The following is a 19135-nucleotide window of genomic DNA, read 5'->3' on the forward strand; positions in this document are numbered from 1 at the left end:
CCCAGGCCGATTAGCGAATTGGGACCACTTGGTCCAGCGACAATGATGCGGTCTATGGGCGCGAAGCAGTCTGTTAGGTCTCTCCCAGCCATTTGGCCGGGTTCTCTTCGGCGATCTGCCGGAACACTTCTTCGCCCAGCGCGTTTCGAAGTCGAATGCACACAGCTTTTTCCGACAGCTTTTCCTGTCGGGTCATATAGTAATCCGACCCAAACAGAACCCGAGACCTCAGTCGCGCGCTTTCTTCGTCGTCACCGGTCAGGAAAATTCTCAGAAACGGGGCGTAATCCTCGAACTGGAACAGGGTGTAAGAGATGTCGGTCCACAGCCCTGGGTAATCTCCACTGCCGATAATACGCCGGATCGCCACCTGCCAGTTTCGGTTGAATGCATCGTCCAGAGGGTTCTGCCGGTCCGGGTTGGCATAAGCCTCCCAGTCGCGTTGCCCTCCGAAATGCGCGAGACAAATCCGAAGCGTGGGATGTGCACGCATGACAGGGATAAAGGCGTCGGGCTCTGTGTATCGATCCGCCCAGTAATCCGACAGGTATCTCCCTTGAACGCCACCCCGCGAACAATGGGACATCACAGGCAAATTCTTTTCGGCCAAGCGAGGATACACATGTTGCATCAGTACAGGATCATCCGGGGCAAAACCCAGTCGCGGGTAAAGCTTAAGTCCACGAAACTTAAGGCCATCAATTGCCCGCCATAGCTCTTTCGCCTCGGGATCCGCCCGAGGGTCAATCGTTGCAAATGGGATAACGGACCTGCCAATCTCTGAATCTCCGGCGAGCTTCGCCAACTCGTCATGTTGCGCGCGCAGCGGCACTGACGGAGCACCAAATCCAAACGCCGATAACTCCATCGGCAGCACGACAAAACGAGTATTGCCCGGGTAGTGCCGCCTCATATTTTCGAGGATTTCCCGCTGATTGTCTTCAGCGGTCTCCTGTTGAAAACGGTACAGCCGGTCCAGTTTCTCCGCGACGGGATGCTGCCCGATCAGGCGCGTGCCAAATGCCAACGCTTTCAGTAGCCAAGGCATTTTCTTGAATGGTTTCAGCGCCGGATAAGGATAGTCCTCGGGAACATGGCGCGCGTGGAACAAATGGGTGTGGCAATTTGTGATCTGAATTTCGGACATGTGAGATCCTGAAAATACTTGTACTAACAAAGCGCATGTGGCGCGCTTAACCTAGCATAGCATTCAGGATTGCAGAAATCTGGTCAGGATCAGTTCTCGGTCCGGCGGAAGGTCAGGTAATGGGGCGTTCTACCTTCGCGCAGTGCTTTTTGTTCGTACCGGGTCGAAATCCAGTCGTCCCACGGCTCTTGCCAATCGGCAGGACCTTCGGCCAACCATTCGAAACCGGCACGCGGTACTTCCTCCAGGGTTTGGCGAACATAGTCCGGTATATCAGTCGCCACCCGGAATATCGCGCCAGGCTTCAGCGACCTGGCCAGCGGTTCAAGATGTTCAGGTGTGACGAAACGGCGGCGATGATGTCGCGTCTTTGGCCACGGATCGGGGTAAAGCAGAAAAGCGCGCGCGATGCTGGCCTCGGGCAGAACGTCGAAGAGGTCACGGGCGTCACCGGGATGGACAGCAAGGTTTTCAACGCCTGCCCGGCGGATCTTGCCCAACAGCATGGCAACTCCGTTGATATACGGCTCTGCCCCTATGATACCAATATCCGGATTATTCTTTGCCTGATGCACCAGATGCTCGCCGCCGCCAAAACCAACCTCAAGCCAGACCGGTTTGCCGCCAAATAGCCCATCCAGATCGAGCGGAGTGCGTTGGGGATTGGTTTCCCAATCGACCGCGCCGGGCGACAAAGCGGTTAGGTCTTCCGACAGATAAGTCTTTTGACTGGACTTCAGGGTTTTGCCCTTGAAGCGGCCATAGAAGTTTCTGCGGGGGCGTTGTGGGGTCTCGGTGCTCATGGCGGTGCCCATACTGCGCAGCTTGGATCGTTGCAAGAGGTGGCTGTCGCAGGTCTGATAGACTGCCCCCAAATCGCCGAGGCGCATCCAAATAGAAAAAGCGCGCCTTTGAGGGCGCGCCTTTGTATAACAACTGGTCAGACTGCCTGCTTCAGCGCGTCAGTCAGATCTGTACGTTCCCAGCTGAACCCGCCATCAGCCTCGGGGTTTCGGCCAAAATGACCATAGGCCGCAGTACGCTGGTAGATGGGTTTGTTCAACTCCAGATGCTGCCGGATTCCGCGCGGGGTCAGGTCCATCACCTGAGCTACGGCCTTTTCGATTTCTGTATCTGCAACCTGACCCGTTCCGTGGGTTTCGGCATAAATCGAAAGTGGCTTGGAGACACCAATCGCATAGCTCAGCTGAATCGTGCAGCGTTCAGCCATGCCCGCGGCCACGACGTTCTTGGCCAAATAACGTGCGGCATAGGCAGCCGAGCGGTCCACTTTGGTCGGATCTTTACCCGAGAACGCGCCACCGCCATGAGGCGCGGCACCACCGTAGGTATCCACAATGATCTTGCGTCCGGTCAGACCCGCGTCACCGTCCGGCCCGCCGATCACGAACTTGCCGGTTGGGTTTACGTGCCACTCGGTCTCAGCCGACAGCCAGCCCTCAGGCAGGGTTTCACGGATATAGGGCTCGACAATCTGACGAATGTCATCCGAAGTCAGCGACTCGTCCAGATGTTGCGTCGACAAAACGATCGAATCTACACCCACTGGCTTGCCGTCTCGATAGACCACCGACAACTGTGATTTCGCGTCCGGTCCCAACACGGACTCGGTGCCGTTCTTGCGGACTTCGGCCAGGCGCCGCAGGATGGCGTGTGAATACTGGATCGGCGCAGGCATCAATGCCGGCGTTTCCGTCGTCGCATAGCCGAACATGATGCCCTGATCACCGGCACCTTCATCCTTGTTGTCAGCGGCATCCACGCCCTGCGCAATATGAGCGGACTGCTCATGCAACAGGTTCGTCACCTCGACCGTCTCGTGGTGAAACTTGTCCTGCTCGTAGCCGATATCCTTGATACAGGCACGAGCGATCTCATCAATGCGGCCCATATAGTCGTGCAACTTGTCCTGATCCGACAGGCCAACTTCGCCGCCAATAACGACACGGTCGGTAGTGGCAAATGTTTCGCACGCCACGCGCGCCTCGGGTTCTTCGTTCAGAAAGGCGTCGAGAACGGCGTCCGAGATTCGGTCGCAAACCTTGTCTGGGTGCCCCTCGGAAACGGATTCCGAAGTAAAAGTATAATTCTGTCGGGACATGAAAGTGCTCCATTGAGATTTCCCCGTCACGCCAGGAAGCCGTTGTGACAGGCATCCGAGGGGATACGCCTGCAGTAAAACAGGGTCAATTGGAAATTACGCGTGAACCCGCCGGGCGTTGCGCCAAAGTAGCAATAAAAAGACCAATAGCGCGATGAGGGTCGGATTATCCCCAATTCGCGAATAAAAAGTCGGCGACAAAGGTTGCGGTAGAATTGCGTCGATGTACCCTGCCTGGCCCAGCGGTAGTGCATCGGTGATCCGTCCCAGCGGATCAATCATCGCGGAAACACCTGTGTTGGCCGCCCGCATCATCGGAAGTCCCTGCTCAATCGCGCGCATTTGAGCCTGGGCCAAATGCTGATACGGACCAGATTGTGTTCCGAACCAGGCATCGTTTGTGATCTGCAGCAGAAAATCGGCGCGTGCCGGAGCTGAATGTACGTCTTGCGTGAACACGGCCTCATAGCAAATCAGTGGCAGGGCTGTGCCCAGATTGCCCGCTTCCATCACGGCTGCACCAGAGCCTGCGCTGAACCCGTTACCAGTGGTTGACGCCAGACCCGCGACTCCAAACCGTGCCATCAGGTTGCCAAAGGGCACGTATTCGCCAAATGGCGCCAGATGATGCTTGTCATAGAGACCGGCCTGCTGCCCCTGAGTGTCCAGATAGATCATCGAGTTGTAAATCTGTGCCCCCTCGGCCCGCTGGATGCCCAAGAAAACCGGTGTTCCCTGAGCGGCGTCGGAAATTGCAGTAAGGTAAGGCTGCGCATTCCCTAACCAGGCGGGCACCGCGGTCTCGGGCCACACGATCAGATCTGGTCGGGGATTGACCGCAGTAAATTCAATCTGGCGGGCGAAGAACAGCGGCGCGTAGTCCGGATCCCATTTCTGATGCTGGGGTGCGTTGGGCTGAACAAGCCGGACGACGTGCTCTGTCTCAGCAACGATCGGACGCGTAGTCCCATGGACCATTGCAAGGGCGGCCAGGCCAATCGTGATAGCCACTGGCATTGCTAACCCTCGCAAGGAGCGGTGTTCAACGATTGCTGCGCCCAAGGGAAAGGTCGCGGCAAAGGTCAGTGCGCCCAAGCCATATGGTCCCACCAGCGACAGAATCTGAGCGACCGGCGAATTGACCCAAACTTGAGCGACTCCGGCCCAAGGAAACCCGGTTAGCAGATATCCCCGACCAAATTCAGCCAGCGACAAGCATACTGTCAGAAACATGGCCTGCTGAACCGGTCCGGCACCTGGCCTCCTGGCGGCCCAGAACGCCAGCCCCCAGAACAGTGCAAGCCCACCGGCCAATAAAATCAAAGCAAATGGAGCCATCCAGGCATGGCGTTCAGCGTCAACCAAAAACGGTTCGACAATCCAGCTAAGTGCGTTTGCAAAATACCCGGTTGCAAACACCCAGCCCAGCCAAGCGGCGCGACGACGCGTTTCACACGTGAGGAATAATGGCGCAATCAGAACAAACGCCACCAGTGTTGCGCCCCAATAGCCGAAAGGCGCCAATCCATAAGCACCGAGCACGCCCAGCGTCGCTGCAATCACAAGCCTCAGCCAGAAAGGCCAACCCTGCGCTGGGTTCATGTAACGATATCCGGCAACATGACACGCAGACGCTTGATACGGCGCGGATCGGCGTCGATCACTTCAAATTCGGGGCCTTCGGGATGCAGCACAACCTCACCCCGGGCGGGGACCCGGCCGGAGAGCATGAAGACCAATCCTCCCAGCGTGTCGATCTCTTCTTCGTCCACATCCTCGTGACTGGTCAGCGATCGGCCAATTTCGGCCTCGAATTCCTCGAGCGGCACGCGGGCCTGCACGACGTAGCAACCCGGTTTCTCCTGCACCCAAAGTTGATCCTCGTCCGCGTCGTGTTCGTCCGCGATTTCACCTACGACCTGTTCGATAAGGTCCTCAATTGTCAGCAAACCGTCGACGCCGCCGTACTCATCGATCACAAGCGCCATGTGGCGACGTTCGGTCTGCATCTTGGTCAGAAGAACTCCAATCGGCATCGACGGCGGTACAAACAACAAAGTACGCAGCATCGAACCCAGTTTGAATTCAGTCGAATCTCCGTTGAAACCATGGGTCAGTGCAAAGTCTTTGAGATGAACAAAGCCTAACGGGGAATCCAGCGTTCCGTCAAAAACCGGTATCCGTGACAGTCCGCTGTCACGAAACACAGTGGCCAGTTCGTCCTTGGAGATTGTCAACGGGACCGAGATGATTTCCGCTGTCGGGATCGCCACGTCTTCGACCCGCATCCGGCGCAAGTTGATCATGCCCCGAGATTGCGGACTGATCGTATCGTGCCCGTTGACGGAGCTCGGTTCTTCGTCTCCCGGCGGGGAAAACGCATCAAGGATACGCGAGAAGAATCCGCCTTTTTCTTCTGCTTCAGTGCTGCTGTCCTGAGGTTGCGCGCGTTGCGCCGCCCTAGAACTGCCGTCTATATCGCCCATTACTCTGTTCCAGTTGATCGAGCCATATGGCCCACATTACGCATTATATGGGTCATCTTTACCCATTTTGCCAAGTATCTCGACCTCTACGGCCTCCATTAAAGTGGCGTCCCGGTCACGAACGTGATCGTAACCCAGCAAATGCAACATTCCGTGAACAATCAGATGAGTGACGTGGTCAGCCATAGTTTTACCGGCCTCGGCAGCTTCCCGGGCACAGGTGTCGTAGGAAATCGCTATGTCACCCAGCGCAATCTCGCCCGTGAAATCTGGCTCCGCAGGCGCCGGCATTTGACCGGCTTCTTCCGGAGACAGGTCCACTGCTGGCCAGCTCAGGACATTGGTGGGAACGGGCTTTTCCCGAAACTCGGCATTCAGCACGGCAATCCGAGCATCATCGCACCCCAGCAAACTGACCTCGCAGATTTCTGCATCCAGACCGCAATAATCGATGACAGCCGTTATTGCCGCGCGCGCCAACACCGTCAGCTCTCGCCAACGGTCATCCTCAATGGTTATCTCAAGGTTCATGACGTCAAATACCAAGGTCCCACACGCGGGACCTCGGCAACTCAACCTGTTTCGCGGCCCGCATCGGCCTCATACGCCTCAATGATGGCGGCGACAAGCGGATGGCGTACGACGTCTTTTGACGTGAAATAGTTGAAGCCGATATTGGGAATCGTCTTCAGCAACCTTTCCGCATCCTTCAGCCCCGACTGCACGCCGCGTGGCAGGTCCACCTGAGACCGGTCGCCGGTAATGACCATGCGGCTGCCCTCGCCCAGACGGGTCAGGAACATCTTCATTTGCATGGTGGTGGCGTTTTGCGCCTCGTCCAACACAACGAAAGCGTTGGCCAAAGTGCGGCCACGCATAAAGGCCAGCGGAGCAATTTCGATTCGCTTTTCCTCGATCAGCTTGGCGAGTTGCTTGCCTGGCAGAAAATCGTTCAGCGCGTCATACAGCGGCTGCATGTAAGGATCGACCTTGTCCTTCATGTCGCCCGGCAGGTACCCCAGCTTTTCTCCGGCCTCGACTGCTGGGCGGCTCAGGATGATACGATCCACATGGCCGCCAATGAACATCGAAACACCAGCGGCAACTGCCAGATAGGTCTTGCCGGTACCTGCCGGACCGATGCCAAAGGCCAGTTCATTTTGAAACAGCGACTGCACATATGCTTTTTGTGCGTCCGTGCGCGGCTCAACCAGTTTCTTGCGGGTCTTGATTTCAACCGTGCCGCCTTTGAACATTTCCAGCTGGTCGCCATCGCGACTGCCTGTCCCGACTTCCGAGTTGCCCATACGGAGCTCTCGGTCGACATCCGCGGCTTCCACCTCACGCCCGCCTTCCAAACGCGTGTAGAGCGCCTGCAAGACTTCGACAGCCTGCTTTTGCGCATCCTCTTCGCCCATGACAACAATCTGATTGCCCCGTCGCACAATCTGGACGGTTAGTTTTTGTTCGATCTCAGCGAGATTGCGATCATATTCGCCGCATAGATCAATCAACAATCGGTTGTCTGGGAATTCAACAAGCGCCTCACGCTGGGGCATGTCATCTTGCGGTGGGGTAAGGGCACCGATGGCCAATCCGTTCTCCTGTCTTGGCGTTTCACCCTGAGCGTGACAACAAATCCGGATCGACGCAAGGCGCAGATTCAATTTTTCCCGACCAGATGACAAAAGCGCCGACGAGTCAGGTCAAATCACTGCAATTGCTGAAGGGAAATGCGTGCAAAAAGGGCGCGATCAGAACGTATAGTTCAACCCGAACCTGATCCCACGGAAGCTGGGCGTCGATTTGGTGGAAAACCCCGACCCCAGATCCACGACCTTCGAATCGAACTGCATGTATTCGATTTCACCGGTGATCGACCAGTGCTCGGTCAGCTGGTGCTCGGCACCCAGGCTTGCCGAAATTCCGTTGCGCCGTTCCTGGTCCTGAAACCGTTGGGTCGGGCCACTTGAAGTCAAAGCACTTGAGGTTGTGATATCGCCGCTGACATACCCTAAGGTCACGAAATAGAGGATCGTGCGGCTGCGATTGCTCAGGCCGTTGCGAAGCCGCACAGAGAACACATCGGAGATCGAAGACTCGGCCGCGACCGTTGTTCCGCCGATCTGTGTCGAGGCGCTGTCTTCGAGGGTTCCGAAATCATAACCGATCTCAAGCCCATAGACATAATCCCGCCCGCCACGCGCAGGCAGAATGCCACGCCAGCCGCCACGGAACCCGCCATAGCCACCCGCGGGCTCAAGATTACCAACCGGAAAAAGCCCGCCCGAAGTTCTGAGACCGAATTGATCGGATCCGCCCGATCCATATCCGCCACTCACGCCCAAATAAAACGCGCTGGCATCACGAGATAACTGCTGCGGAGCGATGATTTCGGGTTCAGTTAAAGTTCCGTTAATATCCCCTGCCAAAGTCGGCGCGGCACTGAACGCCGCAAACACCAACGCAGAGAAGGTACGGGACAAACACGACCCCTGAAAACACGTCCGACTCACTACTCGCGCCCTCCATGGCACAGATCTCAAAACCGCAGATCTGGCAGTTTCCTCACGAGAGCAGAGTGCACTCCGTGACAAATCTGGCTTACCTCGGAACATAGTTCCAAGTCATAAATCAAGGGTTAATTTCTGGAAAACCCGTCAGTTATGCCTTTCACGCATCTACTCAGATCAATTCACCAGCCAGTGAGTTTGCACCCGATCCAGTAATTTTCACCTGCCGCAAATCTCCAACCGCAATATCCGCGTCTGTGACGTGAACTGCGTGAAGGTATTCGGATTTTCCGACCATCTGCTGCGGAAGGCGGCCGGCTTTTTCGAATAGAACGTTCACGGTGCGACCGACCATGGAATCTTGGATATCGTGCTGATGACGCGTGATCATGGCCTGCAGCCTCTGCAGGCGCTCATCCGCCACTTCGGCCTCGACCTGCGACCGTTCTGCAGCAGGCGTCCCCGGACGGGTGGAGTATTTGAAGGAATAGGCATAGCCGTATTTGACCTCCTCCACCAAATCCAGCGTAGCCTGAAAATCCTCATCCGTTTCTTCAGGGAAACCGACGATAAAGTCACCGGACATCAGAATATCCGGCCGTGCCGCGCGAATTCGTTCGATCAGGCGCAGATAGCTTTCGGCAGTATGGCTGCGATTCATCCGTTTCAGAATTTTGTCCGAGCCCGATTGAACCGGCAGGTGCAGATACGGCATCAGCTTGTCGCAGGTCCCGTGTGCTTCGATCAGATCGTCGCCCATGTCATTTGGGTGCGACGTGGTAAAACGGATGCGCTCCAACCCATCAACTTTGTTCAGTTCCCAAATCAAACCTGCCAGAGACATGTCCCCGTCCGGCCCTGCACCGTGATAGGCATTGACGTTCTGGCCCAGCAAAGTGATTTCACGCACGCCACGTTCGACCAGATCCCGTGTCTCGCGCAGAATACGATCCGCCGGACGGCTGACCTCGGCGCCGCGTGTGTAAGGAACCACGCAAAAGGCGCAGAACTTGTCGCAGCCTTCCTGTACCGTCAGAAACGCGGTCGGCCCGCGTTTGGCCTTGGGCCGGTTTTTTAGCTTCTCGAATTTGTCCTCTTCAGGAAAGTCCGTATCCAGTGCTTTTTCGCCCTGACGCGTCTTCGCTTCCATCTCGGGCAGACGGTGATAGCTTTGCGGACCCACGACCAAGTCGACCAGCGGCTGACGGCGCATGATCTCTTCGCCCTCGGCCTGCGCGACACAGCCCGCAACACCGATCTTCAGGTCCGGCTTTTCGGCTTTCAAACCCTTGAACCGTCCCAGCTCGGAATAAACTTTCTCGGCCGCCTTCTCCCGGATATGGCAGGTGTTCAACAGGATCATGTCCGCGTCATCAGGAGACTTGGTCTCGACATAGCCCTGACCGCCCAGCGTCTCTGACATACGCTCACTGTCATAGACATTCATCTGACAGCCATAGGTCTTGATAAACAGCTTTTTCGGTTCGGACATGAGACGGGCCTTTGCAGTCGCTGGATCGGCGTCATTTATATGCTTAGAACGCCGCTTGCAATGCTGGCGCAATTACCCGAATTTGGCCTGTAATTCCAGCAAAGCGGAACCGAAACAGGCAATGCACTACGAATCCCCTGAGCATTTTCTGAAGTCAGGCCAAGCAGCCCTTGCAAAAGGGCCTGTCGCGCTGATTTTCGCCGAAGACGACGTCGAACTGAACGGCACGCTGCGCCACCACCTGAACCTTGGGTTCAAATCGGTGATCGCCTTCATGCCGCAGGATTTTGACATCGATACGGATATCAACGATGAAATTCATCGCGTCACACTGACCTGCGCCCCCCGAAATATTGTGTTCGATACGATCAACCGGATCATTCAGGCAGCACCAGGGCTGTGGATGTATTACTGCTACAACGCCGAGTACCTGTTCTTTCCCTTTTGTGAAACGCGCACGATTAGCGAAATGCTTGCGTTTCATACCGAGGAACGGCGCGCGGCGATGCTAACGCACGTCGTCGACCTTTATGCTGATGATCTAGCCGCTTTTCCCAATGGGGTTAACGCCGAGGGGGCTATGCTGGACGGCAAGGGCTATTACGCGCACGCCCGCCATGACACGACTGGGCACCCGCTGGAGCGGCAACTGGACATGTCCGGCGGTCTGCGGTGGCGGTTCGAGGATCACATTCCTTATGAGCGTCGCCGCATCGATCGCATTGCCCTATTCAAGGCAAAGAAAGGTCTATCGTTGCGGCCGGATCACTCATTCAACGTGGCAGAGTACAACACCTACGCCTGCCCGTGGCACCACAATCTGACTGCTGCAATCTGCTCGTTTCGCGCAGCCAAAGCCCTGAAGACAAATGCCGGGTCAACGTTCGACATTCCCAGCTTTCGCTGGCGCAATTCGATCGAGTTTCAGTGGTCCTCGCGCCAATTGCTTGACCTTGGACTAATGGAGCCCGGGCAGTGGTTCTGACCGCCGGTCTGCAGTCCAATAGCTTATGCGCGGGCTGCTGGCCACGACAGCGGCCAAGACCCGATTAGCGCCTCAAAAGCAGAGGGAACCAGTCTTCGCGCAGGCGCTGCCCCGGCTCCATGTCATGACCTGGGAACGGCGGAGAAGTTCTCCCCGCTCGTTCGACATATCGCGCATCATCTCCAACAAGACGCAGAGAGAATGCCCGGCGTCGGCTGTCGGACTGATTGCCGCGCGCCCCGTGAAGAGTACGATAGTTAAAGGCCACGGCATCGCCGGGCTCCATCTCGAACTCCACAACCTTCATTCCTTCGGCATCCGGATCGGGAACCGGGATGTATTGCCCTTCATCGGCAAAAAACCCCTCCTCAGAGACCCAACGCGTGGGCAGAACCTCTTTTTCCCACCGATGTGATCCGGCAACACAGCGCAATGTTGCCTGTTTCACCGGATCCAGCGGTGACCAGAAGCTGATCGTCTGCTGACCTTCAACGAAGTAATATGGCCCGTCCTGATGCCACGGCGTTGCCATTGATGTTCCCGGTTCTTTGACCAGCACATGATCATGGAACATCTGAACGGTCTGCGACTGCATCAAATCTGCGGCCACCTCAGCAGCCGGAGACGCTTCTATCACCTCGCGGAACTGCGGAATGCGCGTCCAGTTGCAGTAGTCGTCAAAGAAACGACCAGTCTCTCCGTCTTTCTTGTTCTCTGATGCGTATGGACCGGGCTCGGCCATATTTGCTGCCACCCCATCCCGAAGGGTTTCAACATGATCAGCAAACAGGCCTTTGATCAGAACGACTCCATCTGCCTGATAGATATCGATCATCTCTTGGGTAACGAGGGGATGGGGCATGTCGGTCTCCGTGGAAAAGTTGACTGATCTGTGCATGAAAAGTACGTCTGTTCAAATCATATCTTTCAAAGTTAGTATTAACTTCATGTTATATATTTCTCTGCGGCAATATGAGTATGTCTGTGCGATCGGAAGGTATGGCAGCCTGTCTGCCGCGGCTCAGGTTCTGAACGTATCGCAACCTGCTTTGTCGAACGCTCTGACACGTGTCGAATCTCATCTTGGGCATCAACTGTTTGTCCGCCGCCGCGGCGCTGCGATGGCATTGACCCCGCAGGGGCGAACATTTGTCGAAGAGGCGGAGGTGCTCCTTAAAGAGGCTGCGCGGTTGGAAGGATCGGAACAGCCCCGTACGGGTTCAAACCGGCTGAGATTGGGGTGTTTTGTGGATCTGGCACCGTTCGTTCTGGCCCCTGCCCTTCATATGCTGCGCCAACAGCTGCCGGATGCTGAGGTAAGCAGCCTCGTCGACGGGTTCGAAGGATTGATCACCGGTCTTGTTGACGGGCAGATCGATTTGGCAATCACTTATGATCTGGGAATGGACGCGGGATTTACACGCGACAAACTCTTCGACAGTACGCCGCACGCATTGATGTCACCGGATCACCCTTTGGCCGTTGCCGAAGAAATCAAACTCGAGGATCTGGAACCGCATCCGTTGATTCTGTCTCAGGAGGGGCTTTCGGCCCAACATGTTTTGGGGTTGTTTACGCGCAAAGGACTGCATCCGATCGTTTCGCATCGCGCCGCATCGCTGGAGATACAGCGCAGTCTGGCAGCCCATGGAGAAGGAATCGGGCTAAGCTATGCAAACCCGCCCGGTGATATCAGCTATGACCGGATGCGACTTGTCAGCGTTCCAATCAGCGACCCTGATGCCGCAGAATCCGCCGTTTTGGCATTGCACGGCACCGGCCCGACCCGTGCTTTTGTCGCTGGCGCGCAAAAGGTACTGAAAGAAGGTCTGTAAGGATTCCGACTATTGCTTCTTGCGCAGACGGATCACTACATCCACTGACGCTATCTCGACCCCTTCGGGTGCCTCCGGCAGTCGTTGTATCACCAACTGTTCCGACGGCGCATCGCTCAGACGGCTTTCATCTTCCCAGAAGAAATGTGGGTGATCGTGGGTGTTGGTATCGAAATAGCTTTTCGAGCCATCCACAGTGATTTCCTGCAGCACTCCGGCCTCACAGAAAGCACGCAGAGTATTGTACACCGTCGCAAGCGAAACTGCGTCACCATTGCGCTTTGCGGATTCAAACAGGCTTTCGGCGGTCACATGGCGATGGTTCCCGTCACCGACAAGCAACTCGGCCAATGCAACCCGCTGACGCGTGGGCCGCAATCCGGCATCGACCAGCCAGTTTGTCGCAATGTCTCGGCTCTGAAGCGTCATGAATCCGATACTCGTTGTTGCTGATAGTATATATAGGGTTGCTCGACCTGCAATTTCAAATGAAATTCATTCGCAAAGAATGTCGTAAGCCCAACAAGATGTGGCGAGGCGGTCTTGCAGGACCTTGCCTACGGGTGATAGACGAGGCCTGATTGAATGAACGGACCCCTGGCAGGAGAGGCGGCAGAATGGCCCAATTCCCGAGCAGTTTTGACAAGGACGATCTGCTGAAATGCGCCCGCGGCGAATTATTCGGCCCGGGCAATGCGCAGTTGCCTGCTCCGCCCATGCTGATGATGGACCGGATCACCGATATTTCGGCAGATGGCGGTGCGCATGGCAAAGGCCACATTTTGGCAGAGTTCGATATCACTCCGGACCTCTGGTTCTTTGACTGCCACTTCCCCGGCAATCCGATCATGCCGGGCTGTCTGGGGCTGGATGGTCTGTGGCAGCTGACCGGTTTCAATCTGGGCTGGCGCGGATGGCAGGGCCGCGGCATGGCCGTAGGTGTTGGTGAGGTCAAACTGACCGGAATGGTACGCCCTGACCGCAAGATGCTGACCTACAAAATCGATTTCAAAAAGGCGATTCAGACCCGCCGCCTGACCATGGGTGTGGCGGATGGTATCGTCGAAGCGGACGGCGAAATGATTTACGACGTCAAAGACATGAAAGTCGTTCTGTCCGAAGCCTGAGCCTGACCGGCCCGAAATAAGGAGCACGCACATGCGTCGAGTAGTTGTCACCGGGTTGGGGGTTGTCTCCTCCATCGGGAACAATGCCGAAGAGGTCCTGGCCTCACTCAAAGCCGGTAAATCCGGGATCGAGGCCAATGAGCAGATGGTCGAACATGGCTTCCGCAGCCAGATCGCCGGAACGCTGAAGATCGACGTCGCCAAGCATGTGGACAAGCGCACCCTACGGTTTATGGGGCCCGGCGCTGCCTACGCACATATCGCAATGAGCCAGGCTATTGACGATGCTGGCCTGAGCGAAGATCAGGTTGTGAATCCGCGCACCGGTTTGGTTGCTGGTTCAGGCGGGCCGTCGACCAGCGCCATGTTGACAGCACACCAGACCGTTCTGAAGACAGGCGCGACAAAGCGCATAGGCCCCTTCGCCGTGCCCAAATGCATGTGCTCGACGATTTCGGCCAACCTGGCGACCGCGTTCAAGATCAAGGGCATCAACTATTCGATTACCTCGGCCTGCTCGACTTCGCTGCATTGCATCGGCAACGCGGCGGAACAGATCATGCTGGGCAAGCAGGATGTGATGTTCGCAGGTGGCGGCGAGGAACTGGACTGGACCCTGTCCTGCTTGTTTGACGCAATGGGCGCCATGTCGTCGAAATATAATGACACGCCGGAAAAGGCGTCCCGCGCCTTCGATCAGGATCGCGACGGTTTCGTGATCTCAGGCGGCGGCGGCATTGTTGTCCTTGAAGATCTGGAACACGCTCTTGCACGCGGAGCCAAGATCTACGCTGAAGTCACCGGCTACGCAGCCACGTCAGACGGCCACGACATGGTCGCTCCCTCTGGCGAGGGTGGCGAGCGCGCGATGCGGCTGGCCCTATCGACCGTGCCCGACGGGCATAAGGTAGGCTATATCAACGCCCACGGCACTTCGACCCCGGTCGGGGATGTGGGTGAGGTAGAAGCCGTCCGCCGCATCTTTGGCGAAGGCAACGTGCCGCCGATTTCTTCTACAAAATCAATGACAGGCCACGCTCAAGGCGCGGCTGGTGCGCTCGAGGCGATATTCTGCCTGCTGATGTTGCACCATGACTTCATTACTCCGTCGATCAATGTCGACACTCTTGCCGAAGGCATCCTGCCCGGTGAAATTGCAACTCAAGTAGTTGAAAACGCAGGACTGGACAGCGTGATGACCAACAGCTTCGGCTTTGGCGGCACCAACGGTTCCATGGTTCTGTCAAAGTATAACGGGTGAATGTGATGTCGGATCTTCTAAAGGGTAAACGCGGCCTGATCATGGGCGTGGCCAATGACCGCTCGATTGCATGGGGCATTGCCAAGGCCATGCACGAAGCAGGCGCTGAACTGGCATTCACTTATCAGGGTGAGGCATTCGGCAAACGACTCGAGCCGCTGGCCCAAAGCCTTGGCAGCGATTTCATGGTCGATGCCGATGTCACCGATGACGAATCTCTGGACCGTGCTTTTGATGAATTGGCGGCGCGCTGGCCGACCATCGACTTTGTGGTTCACGCCATCGCCTATTCGGACAAATCTGAACTGACGGGTCGGTTCCTGAACACCACGCGGGCGAACTTCAAACACTCGTTGGACGTATCCGCCTATTCTTTCATCGAAGTCGCACGCCGCGCGTATCCCATGATGCAGGAAAGCGGCGGTACGCTGCTAACGCTGACCTATCAGGGATCAAACAAAGTCGTGCCGAATTACAATGTGATGGGTGTGGCCAAGGCTGCGTTGGAATCGGCCACACGCTACCTGGCCAACGACCTTGGGCCCGAGGGGATCCGCGTGAACGCTATCTCTCCTGGTCCGATGAAGACTCTGGCCGGGGCTGCCATTGGCGGTGCACGGAAGACTTACAAGTTCTGCGACCAGAACGCCCCCATGCGCTCGAATGCGACGCTGGAGGCTGTAGGCGGCACAGCTGTTTATCTGGCCTCGGATGCTGGTGCCTATACCTCGGGCGAAATTATCCGTGTGGATGGCGGGTACCATATTCTGGGCATGCCTCAACCAGAAGCGATGTGACCATAACTTTCCCTGCCAACGCCTAGATTTAACCATCTTTCGGCGGCAGGGATTGGGTTATGAGCAAAGTTGACCACATCCTAGCCAATAACGGGCGCGTTCAGCACACCAGAAAGACACCCGCAATCCGGGGAAGTCGTGCGCGTGTTCTGCTGGTAGCACTGACTGCCTTACTGACTGCGTTTGTCTTTTTCACGCAGCCAGAAGTCGTTGAAGCATTTGAGGCAATCAGAGGCTGGGTTCCCGGCCTCTGATCCTTGCCGTTCAGCTGACCGAAACGATTTCGAAATCGAAGACCAGGTCCTGTCCGGCAAGCGGGTGATTTGCGTCCAGCGTCACGGTGGCTTCGTTCGCATCCACCACTGTTACCGGTACGGCCTGCCCCTGAGGCGTTTGCATCTGAAGCTGGGTACCGGGGTCCAATGGAATATCATCGGGAATACCTTCGCGCGGGATTTCCTGTCGCATGCCAGGATTGATCGGGCCATAGGCGTCAATGCATGCAATCTCGACCCGTTTTTTCTCACCCACTTCCATTCCGGGCAATACGGCGTCCAAACCGGAGATGACTTGCCCGGACCCGACCACAAACTCCAGCGGATCGCGCCCATCGGAGCTGTCGAACACTTTGCCGTCCAGCAATGTGCCGGTGTAATGGATGCGAACTGTGTCGCCTTGTTTGATTGCGGTCATGTTGGCCTCCGGCCTCAAGGGGGTTGAACAGCGCAGCCTAGGGCCTCACACCATATTGTAAACCCTAAGGCCTTTAACCCTCGCGACCGTTATGTTTACCTGCGGCCGACCAGGGGAGGATCAGATGGCAATCACAACTTGTGTATTCGACGCCTATGGCACGCTGTTTGACGTGGCTGCTGCCGCGCGACAGGCCGCAGCACAGCCTGGCTTTGAGGCATTGCAAAAGAAATGGCCTGAGCTGGCCAATCACTGGCGCTTAAAACAGCTGCAATACACATGGCTGCGGGCCGTGGCCAACGCCCATGCCGATTTCTGGGACGTTACTCAAGATGGTCTGGATTGGGCGTTAGAGGCCGTAGGCCTTCAAGGGGATGACACGCTGCGCCAGAGATTGCTGGATCTCTACTGGGAGCTGCAGGCCTACCCCGAAGTGCCCGCGATGCTGGCCTCCCTCAAGGCCGGAGGAATGCAGACCGCGATTCTGTCCAACGGCTCTCCCCCGATGCTGAATGGCGCCGTGCAATCTGCAGGGATCGGCGATGTGCTGGACGACATTTTGTCGGTAGAAAGCGTCGGCATCTTCAAACCTCATGCGCGGGTTTACGATCTGGTGCAGGAGAGGTTCGGATGCGCCTGTGACGAAGTTCTGTTCGTCAGTTCAAACGGCTGGGACGCCGCCGGGGCCAGCGGGTACGGTTTTGTCACCGCCTGGGTCAACCGTGCAGGTGAGCCGATGGACCGCCTGCCGTGGAAACCCGCTCATGTTCTGTCTGATCTGACAACAATTCCAGATCTGGCCGGGCTGTAATGGCAAGTTTCACAACGTCAGACGGCAAGCGCATTTATTACGAAGACACGGGCGCTGGAACACCTGTAATGTGTTTGGCCGGTCTGACCCGAACGAGCCGCGATTTCAGGTACTTGACGCCTCATATCACCGATCTGCGCATGATCACGATGGATTATCGCGGGCGCGGTCAGTCGGAATTCGACCCGGAATACATGAACTACAACATCTTCCGTGAGTCCCTCGATGCGATCGAATTGCTTGATCATCTTGGCCTGGATACGGTCGGTATTTTGGGGACGTCGCGCGGCGGTTTGATTGCGATGGCGCTTGCCGCCAGTCATCCCAAGCGGCTGTCGCGTGTCATACTCAACGATGTCGGCCCGGTTATCGAACCCTCGGGGATCGCGCAGATCATGGATTATGTCGGTAAGCAACCCGGCTCAGAATCCTACGACGAAGCCGCGCAAGCGCTGAAACATGTGATGGAGCCTCGTTTCCCCGGCGTGCCCATCGAAAGGTGGCGCCAACAGGCCGAGGCGCAGTTTTCGGAAACCGACAGTGGGCTGGCGCTGCGCTACGATCCAGCTTTGCGTACTGCCTTGATTGAACAATCCGCGATCGGCGCCCCTCCTGACCTTTGGCAGTTCTTCGATGCGCTACACGCGATTCCGACCGGCGTGATCCGCGGCGCAAACTCGGACGTTCTGAGCGCGGCAACGTTGACTGAAATGCACAGCCGGTATCCCGGCATGATATCTGTCGAGGTGCCAGACCGTGGCCATGTTCCGTTTCTGGATGAACCAGAGTCACTAGACCTTATTCGCAGAGTTTTGGGGGCCGCATGAGCACGTTGGAGTTGATCGAGGCTGCAGCATTGCGGTTGAAGGGGCATGCGCGTGAAACACCGATCCTGACCTCTCCCTTCCTGGACGAAATCGCAGGCCGCAGGGTTTTGGTAAAGCCGGAATGTCTGCAGCATACCGGCAGTTTCAAATTTCGCGGGGCGTGGTCAGCCATTTCGGCGCTGGATGAGGCAGCCCGCCAGCGTGGCGTTATCGCATTCTCGTCGGGCAACCATGCACAAGGCGTGGCATATGCAGCATCGCGGCATGGCATCTCTTCGGTCATCATCATGCCCTCGGACGCGCCGCAGCTTAAAATTGAAAACACCCGCACATTGGGGGCCGAAGTGGTGCTGTATGACCGCGCCAACGAAAGCCGGGAAGAGATCGGCGAGGCTCTGGCCGCGCAACGCGGTCTGACGCTGATCCGCCCGTATGACGAGCCGCAGGTGATCGCCGGGCAAGGCACTACAGGGTTGGAACTGGCACGACAGACGCAGAAGTTGGGCGTGACAGAGGCGGATGTTCTGATCTGTTGCGGCGGCGGCGGTCTGACCTCGGGCATCGCACTCGCACTTGAAGGGCATGCGCCGGGTTTGCGGCCGCGACCATGTGAACCTGAAGGGTTCGACGACGTCAAACGCTCGTTGGTGTCGAGTCGCATTCAGAAAAACGATGCCACCTCCGGTAACATCTGCGACGCGATCCTGACACCGCAACCGGGACAGATCACCTTCCCCATCCTGAACCGCCTCTGTGGTCCGGGCCTATCTGTTTCAGAACAAGAAGCCCTGCAAGCCATGGCCATTGCCTTTCTGCGCCTCAAGATCGTACTGGAGCCTGGCGGCGCGGTCTCATTGGCTTCGGCCTTGTTTCGCAACGACGAGATCGAAGGTGACGCGGTAATCGTGGTGGCCTCGGGTGGAAATGTCGACCCGCAGATATTTGCACAGGCGTTGGAATACCTGACCTGACAATTCGGCAAGACCGGTGCACAATCCACCAACAGATACTCACTCAAATGTGTGAGATTACGGGGACC

At 56.8% G+C, this 19135-nt stretch carries 21 protein-coding genes and 1 riboswitch; of the genes, 9 read left to right on the plus strand and 12 right to left on the minus strand.

The genetic code is table 11. The annotated features are described in order from the left end of the window. Window positions 1-73 precede the first annotated feature (73 nt). From AC2TCY_RS12320 to miaB, 9 genes are all read right to left on the minus strand, one after another. Window positions 74-1147 carry an amidohydrolase family protein gene (locus AC2TCY_RS12320; RefSeq protein WP_480847749.1) on the minus strand — a complete coding sequence of 358 codons (1074 nt, stop codon included), beginning with the start codon at window positions 1145-1147 and terminating at the stop codon, window positions 74-76. Window positions 1148-1236: 89 nt separating this feature from the next. Beyond that, on the minus strand, window positions 1237-1950 hold the full coding sequence (gene trmB / locus AC2TCY_RS12325; RefSeq protein WP_480847750.1) for a tRNA (guanosine(46)-N7)-methyltransferase TrmB: 714 nt from the start codon (window positions 1948-1950) through the stop codon (window positions 1237-1239). 137 nt (window positions 1951-2087) lie between these two features. After that, on the minus strand, window positions 2088-3269 hold the full coding sequence (gene metK, locus AC2TCY_RS12330) for a methionine adenosyltransferase (protein ID WP_480847751.1): 1182 nt from the start codon (window positions 3267-3269) through the stop codon (window positions 2088-2090). Between the two features lie 5 nt (window positions 3270-3274). Continuing rightward, window positions 3275-3323, minus strand: a riboswitch (SAM-SAH riboswitch). Window positions 3324-3365: 42 nt separating this feature from the next. Beyond that, the gene (lnt, locus tag AC2TCY_RS12335; protein WP_480847752.1) at window positions 3366-4871 is read right to left on the minus strand and encodes an apolipoprotein N-acyltransferase; all 1506 of its coding nucleotides are present in this window, start codon (window positions 4869-4871) and stop codon (window positions 3366-3368) included. Then, window positions 4868-5755 (minus strand): hemolysin family protein, encoded by an 888-nt coding sequence (locus AC2TCY_RS12340; protein ID WP_480847753.1) that lies wholly within the window; start codon window positions 5753-5755, stop codon window positions 4868-4870. The genes lnt and AC2TCY_RS12340 overlap by 4 nt, the downstream gene beginning before the upstream one ends. Before the next feature lie 36 nt (window positions 5756-5791). After that, on the minus strand, window positions 5792-6286 hold the full coding sequence (ybeY, locus tag AC2TCY_RS12345) for an rRNA maturation RNase YbeY (protein WP_480847754.1): 495 nt from the start codon (window positions 6284-6286) through the stop codon (window positions 5792-5794). Between the two features lie 41 nt (window positions 6287-6327). Then, on the minus strand, window positions 6328-7350 hold the full coding sequence (locus AC2TCY_RS12350) for a PhoH family protein (protein ID WP_480847755.1): 1023 nt from the start codon (window positions 7348-7350) through the stop codon (window positions 6328-6330). A 159-nt stretch (window positions 7351-7509) separates the two neighbouring features. Beyond that, window positions 7510-8241, minus strand: coding sequence for an outer membrane protein (locus tag AC2TCY_RS12355; protein WP_480847756.1), 732 nt, complete (start codon window positions 8239-8241; stop codon window positions 7510-7512). A gap of 199 nt (window positions 8242-8440) precedes the next feature. Then, window positions 8441-9760: a tRNA (N6-isopentenyl adenosine(37)-C2)-methylthiotransferase MiaB gene (gene miaB, locus AC2TCY_RS12360; protein ID WP_480847757.1), complete on the minus strand. Its 1320-nt coding sequence runs from the start codon at window positions 9758-9760 to the stop codon at window positions 8441-8443. Between the two features lie 121 nt (window positions 9761-9881). Between miaB and AC2TCY_RS12365 the strand changes: the two genes are divergently transcribed. Next, window positions 9882-10745, plus strand: a complete 864-nt coding sequence (locus AC2TCY_RS12365; protein WP_480847758.1) for a glycosyltransferase family 2 protein — start codon at window positions 9882-9884, stop codon at window positions 10743-10745. Window positions 10746-10809: 64 nt separating this feature from the next. On the opposite strand, the gene AC2TCY_RS12370 is transcribed toward AC2TCY_RS12365, so the two are convergent. Further along, window positions 10810-11607 carry a phytanoyl-CoA dioxygenase family protein gene (locus AC2TCY_RS12370; RefSeq protein WP_480847759.1) on the minus strand — a complete coding sequence of 266 codons (798 nt, stop codon included), beginning with the start codon at window positions 11605-11607 and terminating at the stop codon, window positions 10810-10812. 85 nt (window positions 11608-11692) lie between these two features. Here AC2TCY_RS12370 and AC2TCY_RS12375 point away from each other — a divergent pair, with 85 nt between their 5' ends. Further along, on the plus strand, window positions 11693-12580 hold the full coding sequence (locus AC2TCY_RS12375; RefSeq protein ID WP_480847760.1) for a LysR family transcriptional regulator: 888 nt from the start codon (window positions 11693-11695) through the stop codon (window positions 12578-12580). Between the two features lie 9 nt (window positions 12581-12589). On the opposite strand, the gene irrA is transcribed toward AC2TCY_RS12375, so the two are convergent. Next, window positions 12590-13009 carry an iron response transcriptional regulator IrrA gene (gene irrA, locus AC2TCY_RS12380; RefSeq protein ID WP_480847761.1) on the minus strand — a complete coding sequence of 140 codons (420 nt, stop codon included), beginning with the start codon at window positions 13007-13009 and terminating at the stop codon, window positions 12590-12592. Between the two features lie 188 nt (window positions 13010-13197). Here irrA and fabA point away from each other — a divergent pair, with 188 nt between their 5' ends. Genes fabA through AC2TCY_RS12400 form a run of 4 tightly spaced genes read left to right on the plus strand, consistent with a single transcriptional unit; the run spans window position 13198 to window position 16019 of the window. Continuing rightward, window positions 13198-13707, plus strand: a complete 510-nt coding sequence (fabA, locus tag AC2TCY_RS12385) for a bifunctional 3-hydroxydecanoyl-ACP dehydratase/trans-2-decenoyl-ACP isomerase (RefSeq protein ID WP_058279458.1) — start codon at window positions 13198-13200, stop codon at window positions 13705-13707. Window positions 13708-13738: 31 nt separating this feature from the next. Further along, window positions 13739-14968, plus strand: a complete 1230-nt coding sequence (gene fabB, locus AC2TCY_RS12390; RefSeq protein ID WP_480847762.1) for a beta-ketoacyl-ACP synthase I — start codon at window positions 13739-13741, stop codon at window positions 14966-14968. 5 nt (window positions 14969-14973) lie between these two features. Then, window positions 14974-15765 (plus strand): enoyl-ACP reductase FabI, encoded by a 792-nt coding sequence (locus AC2TCY_RS12395; protein ID WP_480847763.1) that lies wholly within the window; start codon window positions 14974-14976, stop codon window positions 15763-15765. A gap of 59 nt (window positions 15766-15824) precedes the next feature. Next, window positions 15825-16019, plus strand: coding sequence for a hypothetical protein (locus AC2TCY_RS12400; RefSeq protein ID WP_480847764.1), 195 nt, complete (start codon window positions 15825-15827; stop codon window positions 16017-16019). A gap of 10 nt (window positions 16020-16029) precedes the next feature. On the opposite strand, the gene AC2TCY_RS12405 is transcribed toward AC2TCY_RS12400, so the two are convergent. Further along, window positions 16030-16458 carry an FKBP-type peptidyl-prolyl cis-trans isomerase gene (locus AC2TCY_RS12405; protein WP_480847765.1) on the minus strand — a complete coding sequence of 143 codons (429 nt, stop codon included), beginning with the start codon at window positions 16456-16458 and terminating at the stop codon, window positions 16030-16032. Between the two features lie 124 nt (window positions 16459-16582). Here AC2TCY_RS12405 and AC2TCY_RS12410 point away from each other — a divergent pair, with 124 nt between their 5' ends. Genes AC2TCY_RS12410 through AC2TCY_RS12420 form a run of 3 tightly spaced genes read left to right on the plus strand, consistent with a single transcriptional unit; the run spans window position 16583 to window position 19067 of the window. Continuing rightward, window positions 16583-17269, plus strand: a complete 687-nt coding sequence (locus AC2TCY_RS12410; RefSeq protein WP_480847766.1) for a haloacid dehalogenase type II — start codon at window positions 16583-16585, stop codon at window positions 17267-17269. Further along, complete coding sequence (locus tag AC2TCY_RS12415) at window positions 17269-18096, plus strand: alpha/beta fold hydrolase (protein WP_480847767.1); 828 nt, start codon at window positions 17269-17271, stop codon at window positions 18094-18096. The genes AC2TCY_RS12410 and AC2TCY_RS12415 overlap by 1 nt, the downstream gene beginning before the upstream one ends. Further along, window positions 18093-19067, plus strand: coding sequence for a threonine ammonia-lyase (locus tag AC2TCY_RS12420; RefSeq protein ID WP_480847768.1), 975 nt, complete (start codon window positions 18093-18095; stop codon window positions 19065-19067). The genes AC2TCY_RS12415 and AC2TCY_RS12420 overlap by 4 nt, the downstream gene beginning before the upstream one ends. Window positions 19068-19135: the final 68 nt, after the last annotated feature.

This window comes from Ruegeria sp. HKCCD7181 (genome assembly GCF_057221055.1).